Here is a 14134-nt window from a genome sequence, read left to right on the forward strand (position 1 = left end):
ATATATAGCTATAAACACCGTATGGGATGACCGGATTACCACAAAAAGGACGGCGCCCCGAATCGGGGGACGCCGTCCTTCAGGCCGTCCTTCAGAGCGTCACACCAGTGGCCGGGCCGTCGGCGGGATCGCGACGGGCAGCGCCGTCCGGCCGCTCAGGAAACGGTCGGCCGCGGCGGCCGCCGAGCGGCCCTCCGCGATCGCCCACACGATGAGCGACTGCCCCCGGCCCATGTCACCGGCGACGAAGACGCCCTCCACACCCGACATGTAGGACTTGTCGCGCGCGACGTTGCCCCGGGCGTCGAAGAACGCGTCCGGGTCTGCGGACAGGGCCGCCAGGTCGGTGAGCAGAGCCCCCTTCTCGGGACCGAGGAAGCCCATCGCCAGCGTCACCAGCTCGGCCGGGATCTCCCGCTCGGTGCCGGGGATCGGCCGGAACCCGCTCGCCGGGCCCTCGACGTCCACCAGCCGCAGGGCCTTCACCCGTCCCTGCTCGTCGGCGACGAACTCGGTGGTCGAGACGGCGTACACCCGCGCGCCGTCCCCGGCCTCCAGCTCCTCGTGGGCGCTCTCCATCTTGAACAGCATGGGGAAGGTCGGCCACGGCTGGGCGTCGGGCCGCAGCTCCGGCGGCTTCGGCATGATCTCCAGCTGGGTGACCGACAGCGCGCCCTGGCGCACCGCCGTGCCGATGCAGTCAGCGCCGGTGTCGCCGCCGCCGATCACCACGACGTGCTTGCCCTCGGCCGACACCGGCGAGGCGGGCAGGTCGCCCTCCTGCACCTTGTTGGACAGGGGCAGGTACTCCATGGCCTGGTAGATGCCCTCGTACTCGCGGCCCGTCACCGGCAGGTCGCGCCAGGCGGTGGCGCCGCCGGCCAGGACGACGGCGTCGAACTCCTCGCGCAGCCGCTCGGCGGTGACGTCCACGCCCACGTTGACGCCGGCGCGGAACTCGGTGCCCTCGGCGCGCATCTGCGAAAGGCGCCGGTCGATGTGCCGCTTCTCCATCTTGAACTCGGGGATGCCGTACCGCAGCAGGCCGCCGACGCGGTCGGCCCGCTCGAAGACCACCACGTCGTGACCGGCGCGGGTGAGCTGCTGGGCGGCGGCGAGCCCGGCCGGGCCCGAGCCGACGACGGCGACCCGCTTGCCGGTCTTGGCCGACGGCGGCTGCGGCGTCACCCAGCCCTCGTCGAAGGCCCGGTCGATGATCTCCACCTCGACCCGCTTGATCGCCACCGGGTCCGCGTTGATGCCGAGGACGCACGCCGCCTCACACGGAGCCGGGCACAGGCGGCCGGTGAACTCCGGGAAGTTGTTGGTGGCGTGCAGCCGCTCGATCGCCTCGCGCCAGTCGTCGCGGTAGACCAGGTCGTTCCACTCGGGGATGAGGTTGCCGAGCGGGCAGCCGTTGTGGCAGAACGGGATGCCGCAGTCCATGCAGCGGGCGGCCTGCCTGGTCAGGGCGGGCCGCGGGAAGTCCTCGTAGACCTCCCGCCAGTCGCGGATGCGGACGTCGACCGGGCGGCGCGCCGGCAGCTCACGCTCGTGCGTCAAAAACCCCTTGGGGTCGGCCATCGGTGAAACCTCCCTTAACCCTGTACGGCGGCCATGACCGCCTGGTCGATGTCCCTGCCCTCGGCGCGCGCGGCCTCCTGCGCCAGCAGGACCCGCTTGTAGTCCACCGGCATGATCTTGCCGAAGCGGGTGAGCGTGCCGTCCCAGTCGTCCAGCAGCGTCTTGGCGACCGTCGAGCCCGTCTCGGCGAGGTGGCGCTCGACGACGTCGCGCAGGAACTCCGAGTCCTCCTCGGTGAGCTCCTCGATGGCGACCATCTCGCGGTTGACCCGCTCGGCGTCGAGGTCGAGCACGTAGGCGATGCCGCCGGACATGCCGGCCGCGAAGTTGCGCCCCGTCGGGCCGAGCACGACCACCCGGCCGCCGGTCATGTACTCGCAGCCGTGGTCGCCCACGCCCTCCACGACGGCGGTGGCGCCGGAGTTGCGCACGCAGAACCGCTCGCCGACGACCCCGCTGATGAACACCTCGCCGGAGGTCGCCCCGTACAGGCCGACGTTGCCGGCGATCACCTGGGTCTCGGCGCTGAACGGCGCGTCCGGGTGCGGGCGCACGGTCACCCGTCCGCCCGACAGCCCCTTGGCCAGGTAGTCGTTGGCGTCGCCGGTGAGCCGCAGGGTGACTCCCCTGGGCACGAAGGCCCCGAGGGAGTTGCCCGCCGAGCCGGTGAAGCTCACGTCGATGGTGTTGTCGGGCAGGCCGGCGCCGCCGTGCCGCTTGGTCACCTGGTGGCCGAGCATGGTGCCGACCGTGCGGTTGACGTTGCGGATGGGCAGCTCCAGCGTCACCCGCTCGCCGAACTGCAGCGCGCCCTCGGCGAGCTGGATCAGCGTGTTGTCCAGCGCCTTGTCCAGGCCGTGGTCCTGCTCGACCACGCGCCGCAGCGGCGTGCCCTCCGGCAGGGAAGGCACGTGCAGGATCGGCGACAGGTCGAGGCCCGCGGCCTTCCAGTGGTCCTCGGCGGCCGTGGTGTCCAGCACCTCGGCGTGGCCGACGGCCTCGTCGATCGAGCGGAAGCCGAGCGCCGCCAGGTACTCGCGGACCTCCTCGGCGATGAACTCGAAGAAGTTGACCACGAACTCGGGCTTGCCGGCGAACCGCTTGCGCAGCTCGGGGTTCTGGGTGGCGACGCCGACCGGGCAGGTGTCCAGGTGGCAGACGCGCATCATGACGCAGCCGGAGACCACCAGCGGCGCGGTGGCGAAGCCGAACTCCTCGGCGCCGAGCAGCGCGGCGACCACCACGTCCCGGCCCGTCTTGAGCTGGCCGTCGGCCTGGACGACGATGCGGTCGCGAAGGCCGTTGAGCAGCAGCGTCTGCTGGGTCTCGGCCAGGCCGAGCTCCCAGGGGGCACCCGCGTGCTTGATCGAGGTGAGCGGCGAGGCGCCGGTGCCGCCGTCGTGGCCGGAGATGAGCACCACGTCGGCGTGCGCCTTGCTGACCCCGGCCGCGACCGTCCCGACCCCGACCTCCGCGACGAGCTTCACGTGCACGCGCGCCGTGGGGTTGCTGTTCTTCAGGTCGTGGATGAGCTGGGCCAGGTCCTCGATGGAGTAGATGTCGTGGTGCGGCGGCGGCGAGATCAGGCCGACGCCCGGGGTGGAGTGCCGGGTCTTGGCGATCCACGGGTAGACCTTGTGGCCGGGCAGCTGGCCGCCCTCGCCCGGCTTGGCGCCCTGGGCCATCTTGATCTGCAGGTCGTCGGCGTTGACCAGGTACTCGCTGGTCACGCCGAACCGGCCGGAGGCCACCTGCTTGATGGCGCTGCGGCGCGTCGCGTCGTACAGCCGCTCGGGGTCCTCGCCGCCCTCGCCGGTGTTGGACTTGGCGCCCAGCCGGTTCATCGCGATCGCGATGGTCTCGTGGGCCTCCTTGGAGATCGACCCGTAGGACATCGCGCCGGTGGAGAACCGCCGGACGATCGCCGAGACCGGCTCGACCTCCTCGATCGGCACCGGCGGGCGCACGCCCTCGCGCAGCCTGAACAGCCCGCGCAGGGTCATGAGCTTCTCGGCCTGGGTGTCGACCAGCTCGGTGTACTGCTTGAAGATCTCGTACCGGCGGGTGCGGGTGGCGTGCTGGAGCCGGAAGACGGTGTCGGGGTTGAACAGGTGCGGCTCGCCCTCGCGGCGCCACTGGTACTCCCCGCCGACCTCCAGGCGGCGGTGGGGGTTCTCGGCGCGCGGGTAGGCCCGCTGGTGGCGCAGCGCGGCCTCCTTGGCGAGCACGTCGAAGCCGACGCCGCCCAGCCGGGAGGTGGTGCCCGCGAAGCAGGCGTCGATGACCTCCTGGCTCAGCCCGAGCGCCTCGAAGATCTGCGCGCCGGTGTAGGAGGCGACCGTGGACACGCCCATCTTGGACATGATCTTCAGGACGCCCTTGCCGTACGCCTTGATCAGGTTGCGCACCGCGGCGCGCGGCTCCAGGGCCAGCGCCCCGGAGGCGATCAGGTCCTCGATGGTCTCGATCGCCAGGTAGGGGTTGACCGCCGAGGCGCCGTAGCCGATGAGCAGCGCCATGTGGTGGGCCTCACGGGCCTCCCCGGTCTCGACGACCAGGCCGACGCGGGTGCGCGACTTCTCGTGGATCAGGTGGTGGTGCACCGCGCCGGTGAGCAGCAGCGACGGGATCGGCGCCAGGCGGGCGTCGGAGCCGCGGTCCGACAGCACGATGGTGCGCGAGCCGTCCGCGATGGCCCGCGACACCTCGGCGCAGATCTCCTCGAGGCGGTGCAGCAGCGCCTCGCCGCCGCCCGCGACCTCGAACAGGCCGGAGACGACGTACGGCTGGAAGCCGGGCAGCGCGCCCTCGTCGTTGATGTGGATGATCTTGGCGAGCTCGTCGTTGTCGACCACCGGGTAGGGCAGGACGAGCCGGCGGCAGGACGCCGGGTCCGGCGCGAGCAGGTTGCCCTCGGGGCCGATGGTCGTCTGCAGCGAGGTGACCAGCTCTTCGCGGATCGCGTCCAGCGGCGGGTTGGTGACCTGGGCGAACAACTGGCTGAAGTAGTCGAACAGCAGCCGGGGCTTCTCGCTCAGCACCGCGACCGGGCTGTCGGTGCCCATCGAGCCGATCGGCTCGGCGCCGGCCTTGGCCATCGGGGCCAGGATGACGCGCAGCTCCTCTTCGGTGTAACCGAAGGTCTGCTGGCGCTTGACCAGGGCCTCGTGGGTGACGATCGGGCGCTGGCGCTCGGGCAGCTCCTCGAAGCGGATCAGCCCGGCGTGCAGCCAGTCGCCGTAGGGGTGGGCGGCGGCCAGCTCGGCCTTGATCTCGTCGTCCTCGATGATCTTGCCGCGCGAGGTGTCGACCAGGAACATCTTGCCCGGCTGGAGGCGGCCCTTGCGCACGACCCTGGACGGCTCGATGTCCAGCACGCCGGCCTCCGAGGCCAGGACGACCAGGCCGTCGTCGGTCACCCAGAAGCGGCCCGGGCGCAGGCCGTTGCGGTCGAGGACCGCGCCGACCAGGGTGCCGTCGCTGAAGGTGATCGACGCGGGGCCGTCCCACGCCTCCATCGAGGTGGAGTGGTACTCATAGAAGGCGCGCCGCGCCGGATCCATCTCGGTGTGGTTCTCCCACGCCTCGGGGATCATCATCAGCACCGCGTGCGGCAGGCTCCGGCCGCCCAGGTGCAGCAGCTCCAGGCACTCGTCGAAGGAGGCGGTGTCGGAGCCGTCGGGGTCGCAGATCGGGAACAGCCGCGTCAGGTCGCCGGGGATCAGGTCGGTGGCCAGCATCGCCTCGCGGGCCCGCATCCAGTTGCGGTTGCCCTTGACGGTGTTGATCTCACCGTTGTGCGCGACGTACCGGTAGGGGTGGGCCAGCGGCCACGACGGGAAGGTGTTGGTCGAGAACCGCGAGTGCACCAGGGCGATCGCGCTGACGAACCTCGCGTCGGACAGGTCGGGGAAGAACGGCTCGAGCTGCGGGGTGGTCAGCATGCCCTTGTAGACGATGGTGCGCGAGGACAGCGAGGGGAAGTAGACGTCCACCTCGTGCTCGGCCCGCTTGCGCAGGCAGAAGGCCAGCCGGTCCAGCTCCAGCCCGGACTCGCCGTTCGGGGAGGACACGAACAGCTGCCGGAAGGCCGGCATGACCGCGCGGGCGCTCGGCCCGGCGTGGGCGGTGTCGATCGGCACCTCGCGCCAGCCGTGGACGGTCAGGCCCTCCTCGGCGGCGACCTCCTCGATCATGCGGACGGCGGTCGCGCGGGCCTGCTCGTCCATCGGCAGGTAGGCGACGCCGGCGGCGTAGGAACCGGCCGGGGGAAGGGGGAAGTCCACCGCGTCACGGAGGAACGCGTCAGGTATCTGGGTGAGAATTCCCGCGCCGTCACCGGTGTCTGGTTCGCTACCCTTGGCCCCTCGGTGGTCCAGGTTGCAGAGTGCCGTCAGGGCCTTGGCGACGATGTCGTGGCTCCGGCGCCCGGCGACGTCCGCGACCATCGCCACACCACAGGCGTCGTGCTCCTGCGAGGGGTGATATAGGCCCTGGGGCTCGGGGAACCCGAGGCGGGCAGCAGGCATTGAATCCCTCCCGTCGTCTTCGTCTGCTTCGTCTTGATTGGCGATTGCAGGCAAGAGGGACGACGTTGGCCCTGCTGCTGTTAGGTGTGTAGAGACTACCGCACCCTGCCGGAATAGTGCCCACCCGGTGGGAATCGCGAACATTCACCATGTGGAGGCACTGCGATGTGCCCGCTGCCGTGCGTCCCCGGCCGCAGTGAAGGAACGCCGGAAAAATGGACGTTATTCCAGGTGAAGGCCCCGGTAAGGGTTCTGTAACCGGTCAGGCGAGAGTCAAGTTTCCCTACGGTCCCCACTCCTTATACCACGCTCCACCCACCCCACGCGCCCGGCCGCCCCTTCCGTCCACCTCCCGGCCGCCGGCCGGCGCCCGGGGCGGGTCAGCCGCTCGCGGCCAGGACGCGGCTCTGGACGAAGCCGCCCAGCCCCTCCAGCGCCACCTGTGGCAGAGTCAGGTCGGCGCGGCCGGTGTCGCCGACCGGGCCCACCCAGTTGACCACGACGAAGTGCCCGAGCGCCCGCACCTCGGCCCTGCTGTGCCCGGCGTCGAACGAGGCGGGCTGGCCCGCGGCGAGCCGCAGGAAGCCCTGGTCCGGCCGGGCGGCCAGCGCGTCCGCCAGCCGATCCGCCGCGGCCGCGTCGGGCATGTCGAACACGGCGTACTGGCCGGACACCCCGCCGTCCGCGCCGGCGAAGCTCGCCCGCACCACCTGGGCGCACCCGGCCACCGCCGCGGCCGGACCACTCCCCCACAGCGCCCGCGAGCAGTCGGCCGACACCGCGACCTGGCCGCGGCGCATGGTCACCCCCGACGCCGAGAGGGCGGCGGCCTGCCCGAACACCTCGGCCTCGCTCAACGGGCGCGGATCGTCGCGCCGGCTCGCGATGGGGGCGTACAACGCGGAGGTGCGCTCGGCGCGGACCCTGCCGGGAACCGGCCCGGTCTCGGGCCGGGTGAGCAGGAACACCGCCGCTCCGGCGCCGGCCAGGACGGCCGCGACCGCCACGGCGATCACCTTACGGCTGGGCATGGGCACGCACCCTACCCGGCCGGCGGCGGCGCGGTCGGGCCCGTGACGGCGACGACGCGACGGTAGATGGCCTTCTCGGCCGCCCGGGCGCCCAGGGCCAGCGAGACGAAGTCGTCCTTGGGCGTGGCCTCCTGGCCGTCGGCCCGCCCGACCCAGACGAACCCGGCGTAGTGCCCCATCGCGTGGCCGCTGGCCTCGGAGTAGCCGTCCTGCGGGAACGCCGCCCCCTTGGACTCCAGCGGGCGCACCCAGCCGCCGCCCCGGTAGAGCGTGGTCATCTGCTGCACGAACCCGCCGGCCGCGGCGGCGTCGGCCATGTTGAACAACGTGTACTGGGCGACGTACCGGCGGTCGGCGCTGAGGTAGATGCCGCGCACGGCCTGGGTGCAGCCGGTCTGCCCGAGTTTCGCCAGCACGCCGCCGCCCCACACCGCGGGAGCGCAGGCGCCGTCGAGACGGCGGCCGACGAGCTTGAGCGTCAGCGTCCCGCTGCGGACGGTCTTGACCGGGAAGACCTCCTCGGCGCGCAGCGGCGCCTGGTCGGCCTTGCGGTCGTCGATCGGCCCGAACAGCTTGGGCGAGGGCCAGGCCTGGTAGTCCTCCGGGCTGAGCAGCCCGATCGCGTCGGGCGCGGAGGACTCCTCGGCGGCCGGGGCCGACACGCCGAGGTTGCTGACGACGGCGGTCAGGCCGAAGCCGCCCACCAGCACCGCCACCACCGTGCCGGCGCCGAACAGGATGCGCTGCTGCCGCTGGGTCAGCCCGCGCTCGGACAGGGCGTCCACCTCGAACGAGGCGCGGCGCCGCTTGCTGCGCGTGCTCACTGGGCGCCGTCTCCCGCCGGACCGCTACCGGGCCCCATCTCGGCGTGCCCCCCCGAGAGGCCGCCATGGGTCATCGTGAATTCGCCTCCGACGCCGGTGCCACCGGGGCCGCCGCCGCGCTCTCGCCTTCCCGCCCCGCGTCACCGGACGCCGCCGGCGCGCTCTCGCGAGCCTCGCCCGATGCCACCGGCGCGCCTTCACGGACGTCGCCGGACGCCGCCGGCGCGCTCTCGCCCTCGGATCCTTGAGCGGAGGCGGGCGCCGCGTCGCCACTGCTCGCGGCCGCCGTGGCGGCGCCGGCGGACTCGGCGTCAGCGCTCGTGGACGCCGCGACCGCGGCGGATGCCCGGTCGCCGGGGGCGTCGGCCGGTGAGGCCGCTTCGGCCCGCTCGCCAGAGGCCGGTGAAGTGACCTCGGCCTGCTCGTCCGGAGCCGGTGAAGCGGCTTCAGCCCGCTCGCCCGGGGCCGGTGAGGTGGCCTCGGCCCGCTCGCCGGCCGGAGGGTCGCCGGCCTCCGGCCCGTCCTTCGCGGGGGCCTCGCCCTCGGCCTGTTCCCCCGGCTCGGCGGAGGAGGACCCGCCGGCCGCGGAGGCGGCGGCGATCTCGTGGTCGTCCGCCTGCGCGGCGTCGTGCGCGGGATCGGCGCCGGCCCCGTGCAGCGGGACGACGATCTCCTCGGTGGTCTTGTTCCTGGTCAGGTAGAGGTAGACCAGGGCGCCGAGGAAGATGACGATGGAGGTCCACTGGTTGAGCCGCAGGCCGAGGATCTGGTGGGCCGGGTCGACCCGCATGCCTTCGATCCAGAAGCGGCCCAGGGTGTAGCCGGCGACGTACACCGCGAACAGCCGGGCGTGACGCAGCGCGTAGCGCCTGCCCGCCCACACCAGCACGCCGGCCAGGGCCAGGTCCCACAGCGACTCGTACAGGAAAGTGGGGTGGTAGGTCGACACCCCGGGGATCGTGCCGGGACGGCCCGGATCGATCTCCAGCCCCCAGGGCAGGCTGGTCGGCCCGCCGAACAGCTCCTGGTTGAAGTAGTTGCCCCAGCGGCCGATGGCCTGCGCCACCGCGATGCCCGGCGCGACCGTGTCGGCGACCGCCGACAGCGAGATGCCCCGCCTGCGGCAGGCGATCCACACTCCGACCGCGCCGAGCGCGATGGCACCCCAGATGCCCAGGCCGCCGTGCCAGATGTACAGCGCGTCGATCGGGCGGTTCGGGGCGTCGTCGGCGAAGTAGAGCTGCCAGTCGCTGATGACGTGGTAGAGCCGGCCGCCGACCAGGCCGAACGGGACGGCCCAGACGGCCAGGTCGGTGATGGTGCCGGGCTCGCCGCCGCGCGCGCGCCAGCGGCGCTCGCCGATCCATACGGCGGCGATGACGCCGAGCACGATGCAGAAAGCGTAGGCGCGCAGAGGGATCGGTCCGAGGTACCAGACCCCTTCTGGCGGGCTGGGAATGGAGGCCAGGGGCATGTCAGGTGACGTTACCGGTTCCAGGCCTACTTCGCGGCATCAAGGATGGTCTGACGCAGCGACGAGGGGCTGAAGGCGATCTTGTTGTCGATTTCCTTCCCGTCGAGCCGCAGCGTCGGGGTGCCCTCGAAGACCTTCGAATCGATGATCTTCTTGTTGTAGTCGGCCTGGGTCTGGGCGTACTTCTGGGTCTTGACGCACTGCGCGAAGCCGGGATCGGTGACACCGGCGTCCTTGCCCCAGGCGACCAGGTCGTCGAGCGCGAAGCCCTGCTTGGTCTCGGGGGGCTGCTCCTTGTAGATGCGGTCGTGGAAGGCCATCCACTGCCCGCCCCCGGGCACGCATCGGGCGGCCGCCGAGGCGCGCGTGGTGTTACCGAGCGTCGGCTCCTGGGTGAAGATGTTCACGACGTGGTAGACGACCTTGACCTGGCCGGCCGCCGCCATGTTCTTCACCGTAGCGCTGCTGGTCTGCTCGAACGCCTTGCACGCCGGGCACTGGAAGTCCTCGTAGATGTCGAGGACGGGCTTGGTGACGCCCGGCTTGGCCATGACCGTCGAGCCGTCGGCGGCCAGGCTGATCGGCGCGAGGTCGCCGCTGAGCGTCTCGGATTTGCCCGACTGGACGTACCACCAGCCGCCGCCGACCACGGCGAGCACCACGACCACCGAGGTGATGATGGTCGCCAGACGCCTGCGCTGCTGCTGGGCGTGCTCTTTCTCGCGCTGCGCCTTGATGCGCTCGCGGGCCGAGACCTCCCGCGCGGCCTTTCCCATCAGAGACTCTCCTTCATGTCGGGCCGGTGATCGTCGTCGGTCACGCGGCCTCCCCCGTCGTCCTCGCCGCTCTCGTCGGCGTCCTCGTCGTCGTCGCGGGCCGCCCCGGCCGGCACCAGCCCGAGGGCGGAGTCGAGCGAGAGGCGGCCGGGGGCGAACCGGATGATCCACACCCCCAGCAGGAACAGGCCGCCGTCTCTGAGGATCTCCCAGAAGTAGGAGGGACTCTGCCCGGCGGCCAGCTTGCCGCCGCCGCCGAAGCAGCCGCAGTCGATGCGCAGGCCGCGCGCCCACGCCGAGGCGATGCCGATCACGAAGGCCAGCATGAGCAGCGCGGACACCACGCCCGCCGCGCGCGTGAGCAGCCCGGCGACCAGCAGCACCCCGACGACGATCTCGACGATCGGCAGGCCGTAGCCCATCGCCGTGGCGACCTGCGCCGGCAGCAGCTCGTAGGCCTGCACCGCCTGGATCGACAGCGCCGGTGTGCCGATCTTGAGCCAGCCGGCGACGATCAGCACGACGGCGACCACCAGCCGCGCGAGCGTCGTCACCCAGGGTACCGCCGGGTGCGCGTTGAGCGACCTCATCGGCGCGGCCTTCCCGACCTCACCAGCATCATCGTCTCCTTATCCCCACGAGCCGACGCCCGGGACGGGTCACGCCGTGGACGCCCCGGGCGATCGGGGCCGGTCACGACGGCGCGCGGCGGCCTTCCTTGCCGAAGGCTACCGGCTGACCAGCCCATCATGAGGCCGATAAGCACCCGGTAAGCAATCTTCGTCCGTAGACTGCCACACGGCCGTGAGCTCGGGAAACGGACGCATCGCCCTCGCTGGAGGGACGAAAGACCCTTGCCCGGGCAGGCCCGGGCGAACCGACCACGCTCCCGCAGAGGGCGAGCCGGTCAGGCGCGGACGCCGGTGGCCAGCTCGGCCGCCAGCTCGCGCACCGACGCGAGGCCCGCGGCCTCGTCGGGGGCGTCCAGCAGCCGGCGGATGAACGCCGAGCCCACGATGACGCCGTCGGCGTAACCGGCCACCTCGGCGGCCTGCGCGCCGGTGCCGACGCCGAGACCCACGCACACGGGCAGGCCGGTGTGCGGACGGCAGCGCTTCACCAGGCCCTCGGCGGCGCTGCTCACGCTCGCGCGCGCGCCGGTGACGCCCATGAGCGAGGCGGCGTACACGAAGCCGGTGCAGCAGTCGGTGACGGCCTTGATGCGCTCGTCGGGCGAGCTCGGCGCGACGAGGAAGACGGTGTCGATGCCGGCCGCCGCGCTGTACTCGCGCCAGGGCCCGGCCTCCTCGGGAGTGAGGTCGGGGGTGATGGTGCCGGTGCCGCCGGCGTCGGCGAGCTCGCGGGCGAACCGCTCGGCGCCGTAGCGGTCGATCGGGTTCCAGTAGGTCATGACGAGCACCGCGGCGCCGCTCTTGGCCACGCCTTCGACGGTGCGCATCACGTCGGCGATGCGGGTGCCGTTGACGAGGGCGCGGTGCACGGCGTCCTGGATGGTGGGACCGTCCATCAGCGGGTCGGAGTAGGGCAGGCCGATCTCGATGACGTCACAGCCGGCCTCCACCATGGCGGTGGCCGCGGCGATGGCGCCGTCCTTGGTGGGGAAGCCGGCCGGGAGGTACCCGACGAGGGCGGCCCGCTTGTCGGCCCGCGCCTTCTCGAACACCGTCTGAAGAGTCGTCATGTCAGGATGTCCCGCTTACAGGTGTCTGGAGGCCTACAGGTCGAAGTACTTCATGGCGGTGCCCATGTCCTTGTCGCCGCGCCCGGAGAGGTTGACCAGGATGGTCGCCTCCGGGCCGAGCTCGCGGCCGAGCTTGACGACGCCCGCCAGGGCGTGCGCCGACTCGATGGCGGGGATGATGCCCTCGGTGCGCGCGAGCAGCGAGAAGGACTCCATCGCCTCGTCGTCGGTGATGCCGTGGTAGGTGGCGCGGCCGGTGTCCTTGAGCCAGGCGTGCTCGGGGCCGACGCCGGGGTAGTCCAGGCCCGCCGAGATGGAGTGGGACTCGATGGTCTGGCCCTCGTCGTCCTGCAGGACGTAGGTGCGCGAGCCGTGCAGGACGCCGATGGAGCCCTCGGTGAGGGTGCAGGCGTGCTCGCCGGACTCGACGCCGTGCCCCGCGGCCTCGTAGCCGTGCAGGGCGACGCCCTCGTCGCCGATGAAGGCGTGGAACAGGCCGATGGCGTTGGAGCCGCCGCCGACGGCCGCCGCGACGGCGTCGGGCAGGCGGCCGGTGAGGTCGAGCACCTGGCGGCGGGCCTCGACGCCGATGATGCGCGCGAAGTCGCGGACGATCTCGGGGAAGGGGTGGGGGCCGGCGACGGTGCCGAACAGGTAGTGGGTGTCGTCGACGTTGGTCACCCAGTCACGGAAGGCCTCGTTGATGGCGTCCTTGAGGGTGCGGCTGCCGTTGGCGACCGGGACGACCCGGGCGCCGAGGAGCTTCATGCGGGCGACGTTGAGCGCCTGGCGCTCGCAGTCGACCTCGCCCATGTAGATGACGCACTCGAGGCCGAGCAGCGCGCAGGCGGTGGCGGTGGCGACGCCGTGCTGGCCGGCGCCGGTCTCGGCGATGACGCGGCCCTTGCCGAGGCGCTTGGTGAGCAGGGCCTGGCCGAGCACGTTGTTGATCTTGTGGGCGCCGGTGTGCGTGAGGTCCTCGCGCTTGAGCAGCACGCGGGCGCCGCCGGCCACCTCGCCGAACCGCTTGACCTCGGTGATCGTGGTCGGCCGCCCGGCGTAGGTGCGCAGCAGGTGGTCGAACTCGGCGACGAACGCGGGGTCGTTCTTGGCCTCGGCGTAGACCTTGGCGACCTCGTCGAGGGCGGGGATCAGCGCCTCGGGCACGAACCGGCCGCCGAAGACGCCGAAGCGCCCCCGGGTGTCGGGGTCGTCGCCAGCCACGCCGCCGCCCACGAGGTCGGCGGCGGTGATGATGGGACCTTCTGCGATGGTCACTGCTGCCTCTCGGGTCCGTTGTCGAGTCGCGATGCGGGGTGCGCTCCGGCGGTGACCAGGTCGACCACGGCGGCACGGGGGTCCTTGCCGGTGACCAGGCTCTCGCCGACGAGCACGGCGTCGGCGCCGGCGCGGGCGTAGGCCAGCAGGTCGTGCGGGCCGCGCACGCCGGACTCGGCGATCTTGATGACGCCGTCCGGGATCTTGGGCGCGATCCGGGCGAAGACGTCGCGGTCGACCTCCAGGGTCTTGAGGTTCCGCGCGTTCACTCCGACGATCTTGGCACCGGCTTCCAGCGCCCGGTCGAGCTCGTCTTCAGTATGCACCTCGACGAGCGGCGCCAGGCCGATCGACTCGGCCCTTTCGATCAAAGAGACCAGGGCGTTCTGCTCGAGGGCGGCCACGATCAGCAGCGCGAGGTCGGCGCCGTGCGCCCGGGCCTCCCACAGCTGGTAGGAGCTGACCACGAAGTCCTTGCGCAGGACCGGGATGTCCACCGCCGCGCGGACCGCGGCGAGGTCGTCCAGGCTGCCGCCGAAGCGGCGGCCCTCGGTCAGCACGCTGATGACGTGCGCCCCGCCCGCCTCGTAGTCGCCGGCCAGCGCCGCGGGGTCGGCGATCGCGGCCAGGGCCCCCTTGGAAGGGCTGGACCGCTTGACCTCGGCGATGACGGAGACCTTGTCGCCGCCCAGCGCGGCGTAGGCGTCCCTGGTGGCGGGCGCGCGCTGGGCCCGTTCCTTGAGCTCCGCCAGCGACACGGCCTGCTGCCGGTCGGCGAGGTCGGCCCGCACGCCGTCCAGGATCTCGTCGAGCACGCTCACTTGATCTCCTCGCTTGGCTCGCTCACCCGTACCGGGTCCCTCCGTCGCTGTACCCCCGGGCCGAGGACGGCCTCGCCCCGATCGGCTGATCGGCTCGGAGGCCCGCTTCCTCTCC

At 72.1% G+C, this 14134-nt stretch carries 10 protein-coding genes; all 10 read right to left on the minus strand.

What is annotated here, in order from left to right; all coding sequences use genetic code 11:
• Positions 1-99: 99 nt before the first annotated feature.
• Positions 100-1584, minus strand: a complete 1485-nt coding sequence (locus ACFQSB_RS16500) for a glutamate synthase subunit beta (RefSeq protein ID WP_380827388.1) — start codon at positions 1582-1584, stop codon at positions 100-102.
• A gap of 14 nt (positions 1585-1598) precedes the next feature.
• Positions 1599-6113, minus strand: a complete 4515-nt coding sequence (gene gltB / locus ACFQSB_RS16505) for a glutamate synthase large subunit (protein ID WP_380827389.1) — start codon at positions 6111-6113, stop codon at positions 1599-1601.
• A gap of 380 nt (positions 6114-6493) precedes the next feature.
• On the minus strand, positions 6494-7144 hold the full coding sequence (locus ACFQSB_RS16510; RefSeq protein WP_380827392.1) for a hypothetical protein: 651 nt from the start codon (positions 7142-7144) through the stop codon (positions 6494-6496).
• 11 nt (positions 7145-7155) lie between these two features.
• Entirely contained in the window at positions 7156-7968 is an 813-nt protein-coding gene (locus ACFQSB_RS16515) for a hypothetical protein (RefSeq protein ID WP_380827394.1), read from the minus strand.
• Positions 7969-8038: 70 nt separating this feature from the next.
• Positions 8039-9442, minus strand: coding sequence for a prolipoprotein diacylglyceryl transferase (gene lgt, locus ACFQSB_RS16520; protein ID WP_380827395.1), 1404 nt, complete (start codon positions 9440-9442; stop codon positions 8039-8041).
• Between the two features lie 26 nt (positions 9443-9468).
• The gene (locus tag ACFQSB_RS16525) at positions 9469-10218 is read right to left on the minus strand and encodes a DsbA family protein (RefSeq protein WP_380827397.1); all 750 of its coding nucleotides are present in this window, start codon (positions 10216-10218) and stop codon (positions 9469-9471) included.
• Positions 10218-10808, minus strand: a complete 591-nt coding sequence (locus ACFQSB_RS16530; RefSeq protein WP_380827399.1) for a MauE/DoxX family redox-associated membrane protein — start codon at positions 10806-10808, stop codon at positions 10218-10220. Before ACFQSB_RS16530 ends, ACFQSB_RS16525 begins: the two co-directional genes overlap by 1 nt.
• 317 nt (positions 10809-11125) lie before the next feature.
• Positions 11126-11920, minus strand: coding sequence for a tryptophan synthase subunit alpha (gene trpA, locus ACFQSB_RS16535; RefSeq protein ID WP_380827400.1), 795 nt, complete (start codon positions 11918-11920; stop codon positions 11126-11128).
• A 33-nt stretch (positions 11921-11953) separates the two neighbouring features.
• On the minus strand, positions 11954-13174 hold the full coding sequence (gene trpB, locus ACFQSB_RS16540) for a tryptophan synthase subunit beta (protein ID WP_459117337.1): 1221 nt from the start codon (positions 13172-13174) through the stop codon (positions 11954-11956).
• A gap of 20 nt (positions 13175-13194) precedes the next feature.
• Entirely contained in the window at positions 13195-14019 is an 825-nt protein-coding gene (trpC, locus tag ACFQSB_RS16545) for an indole-3-glycerol phosphate synthase TrpC (protein ID WP_354846028.1), read from the minus strand.
• Positions 14020-14134: the final 115 nt, after the last annotated feature.

It is taken from the genome of Sphaerisporangium rhizosphaerae (genome assembly GCF_042665155.1).
Classification (GTDB): domain Bacteria; phylum Actinomycetota; class Actinomycetes; order Streptosporangiales; family Streptosporangiaceae; genus Sphaerisporangium; species Sphaerisporangium rhizosphaerae.

Bases quoted from the DNA above. Each gene is read 5' to 3' on its own strand.
- ACFQSB_RS16500 (WP_380827388.1), bottom strand. From the start codon at position 1,584: ATGGCCGACCCCAAGGGGTTTTTGACGCACGAGCGTGAGCTGCCGGCG.
- gltB (WP_380827389.1), bottom strand. From the start codon at position 6,113: ATGCCTGCTGCCCGCCTCGGGTTCCCCGAGCCCCAGGGCCTATATCAC.
- ACFQSB_RS16510 (WP_380827392.1), bottom strand. From the start codon at position 7,144: ATGCCCAGCCGTAAGGTGATCGCCGTGGCGGTCGCGGCCGTCCTGGCC.
- lgt (WP_380827395.1), bottom strand. From the start codon at position 9,442: ATGCCCCTGGCCTCCATTCCCAGCCCGCCAGAAGGGGTCTGGTACCTC.
- ACFQSB_RS16525 (WP_380827397.1), bottom strand. From the start codon at position 10,218: ATGGGAAAGGCCGCGCGGGAGGTCTCGGCCCGCGAGCGCATCAAGGCG.
- ACFQSB_RS16530 (WP_380827399.1), bottom strand. From the start codon at position 10,808: ATGAGGTCGCTCAACGCGCACCCGGCGGTACCCTGGGTGACGACGCTC.
- trpA (WP_380827400.1), bottom strand. From the start codon at position 11,920: ATGACGACTCTTCAGACGGTGTTCGAGAAGGCGCGGGCCGACAAGCGG.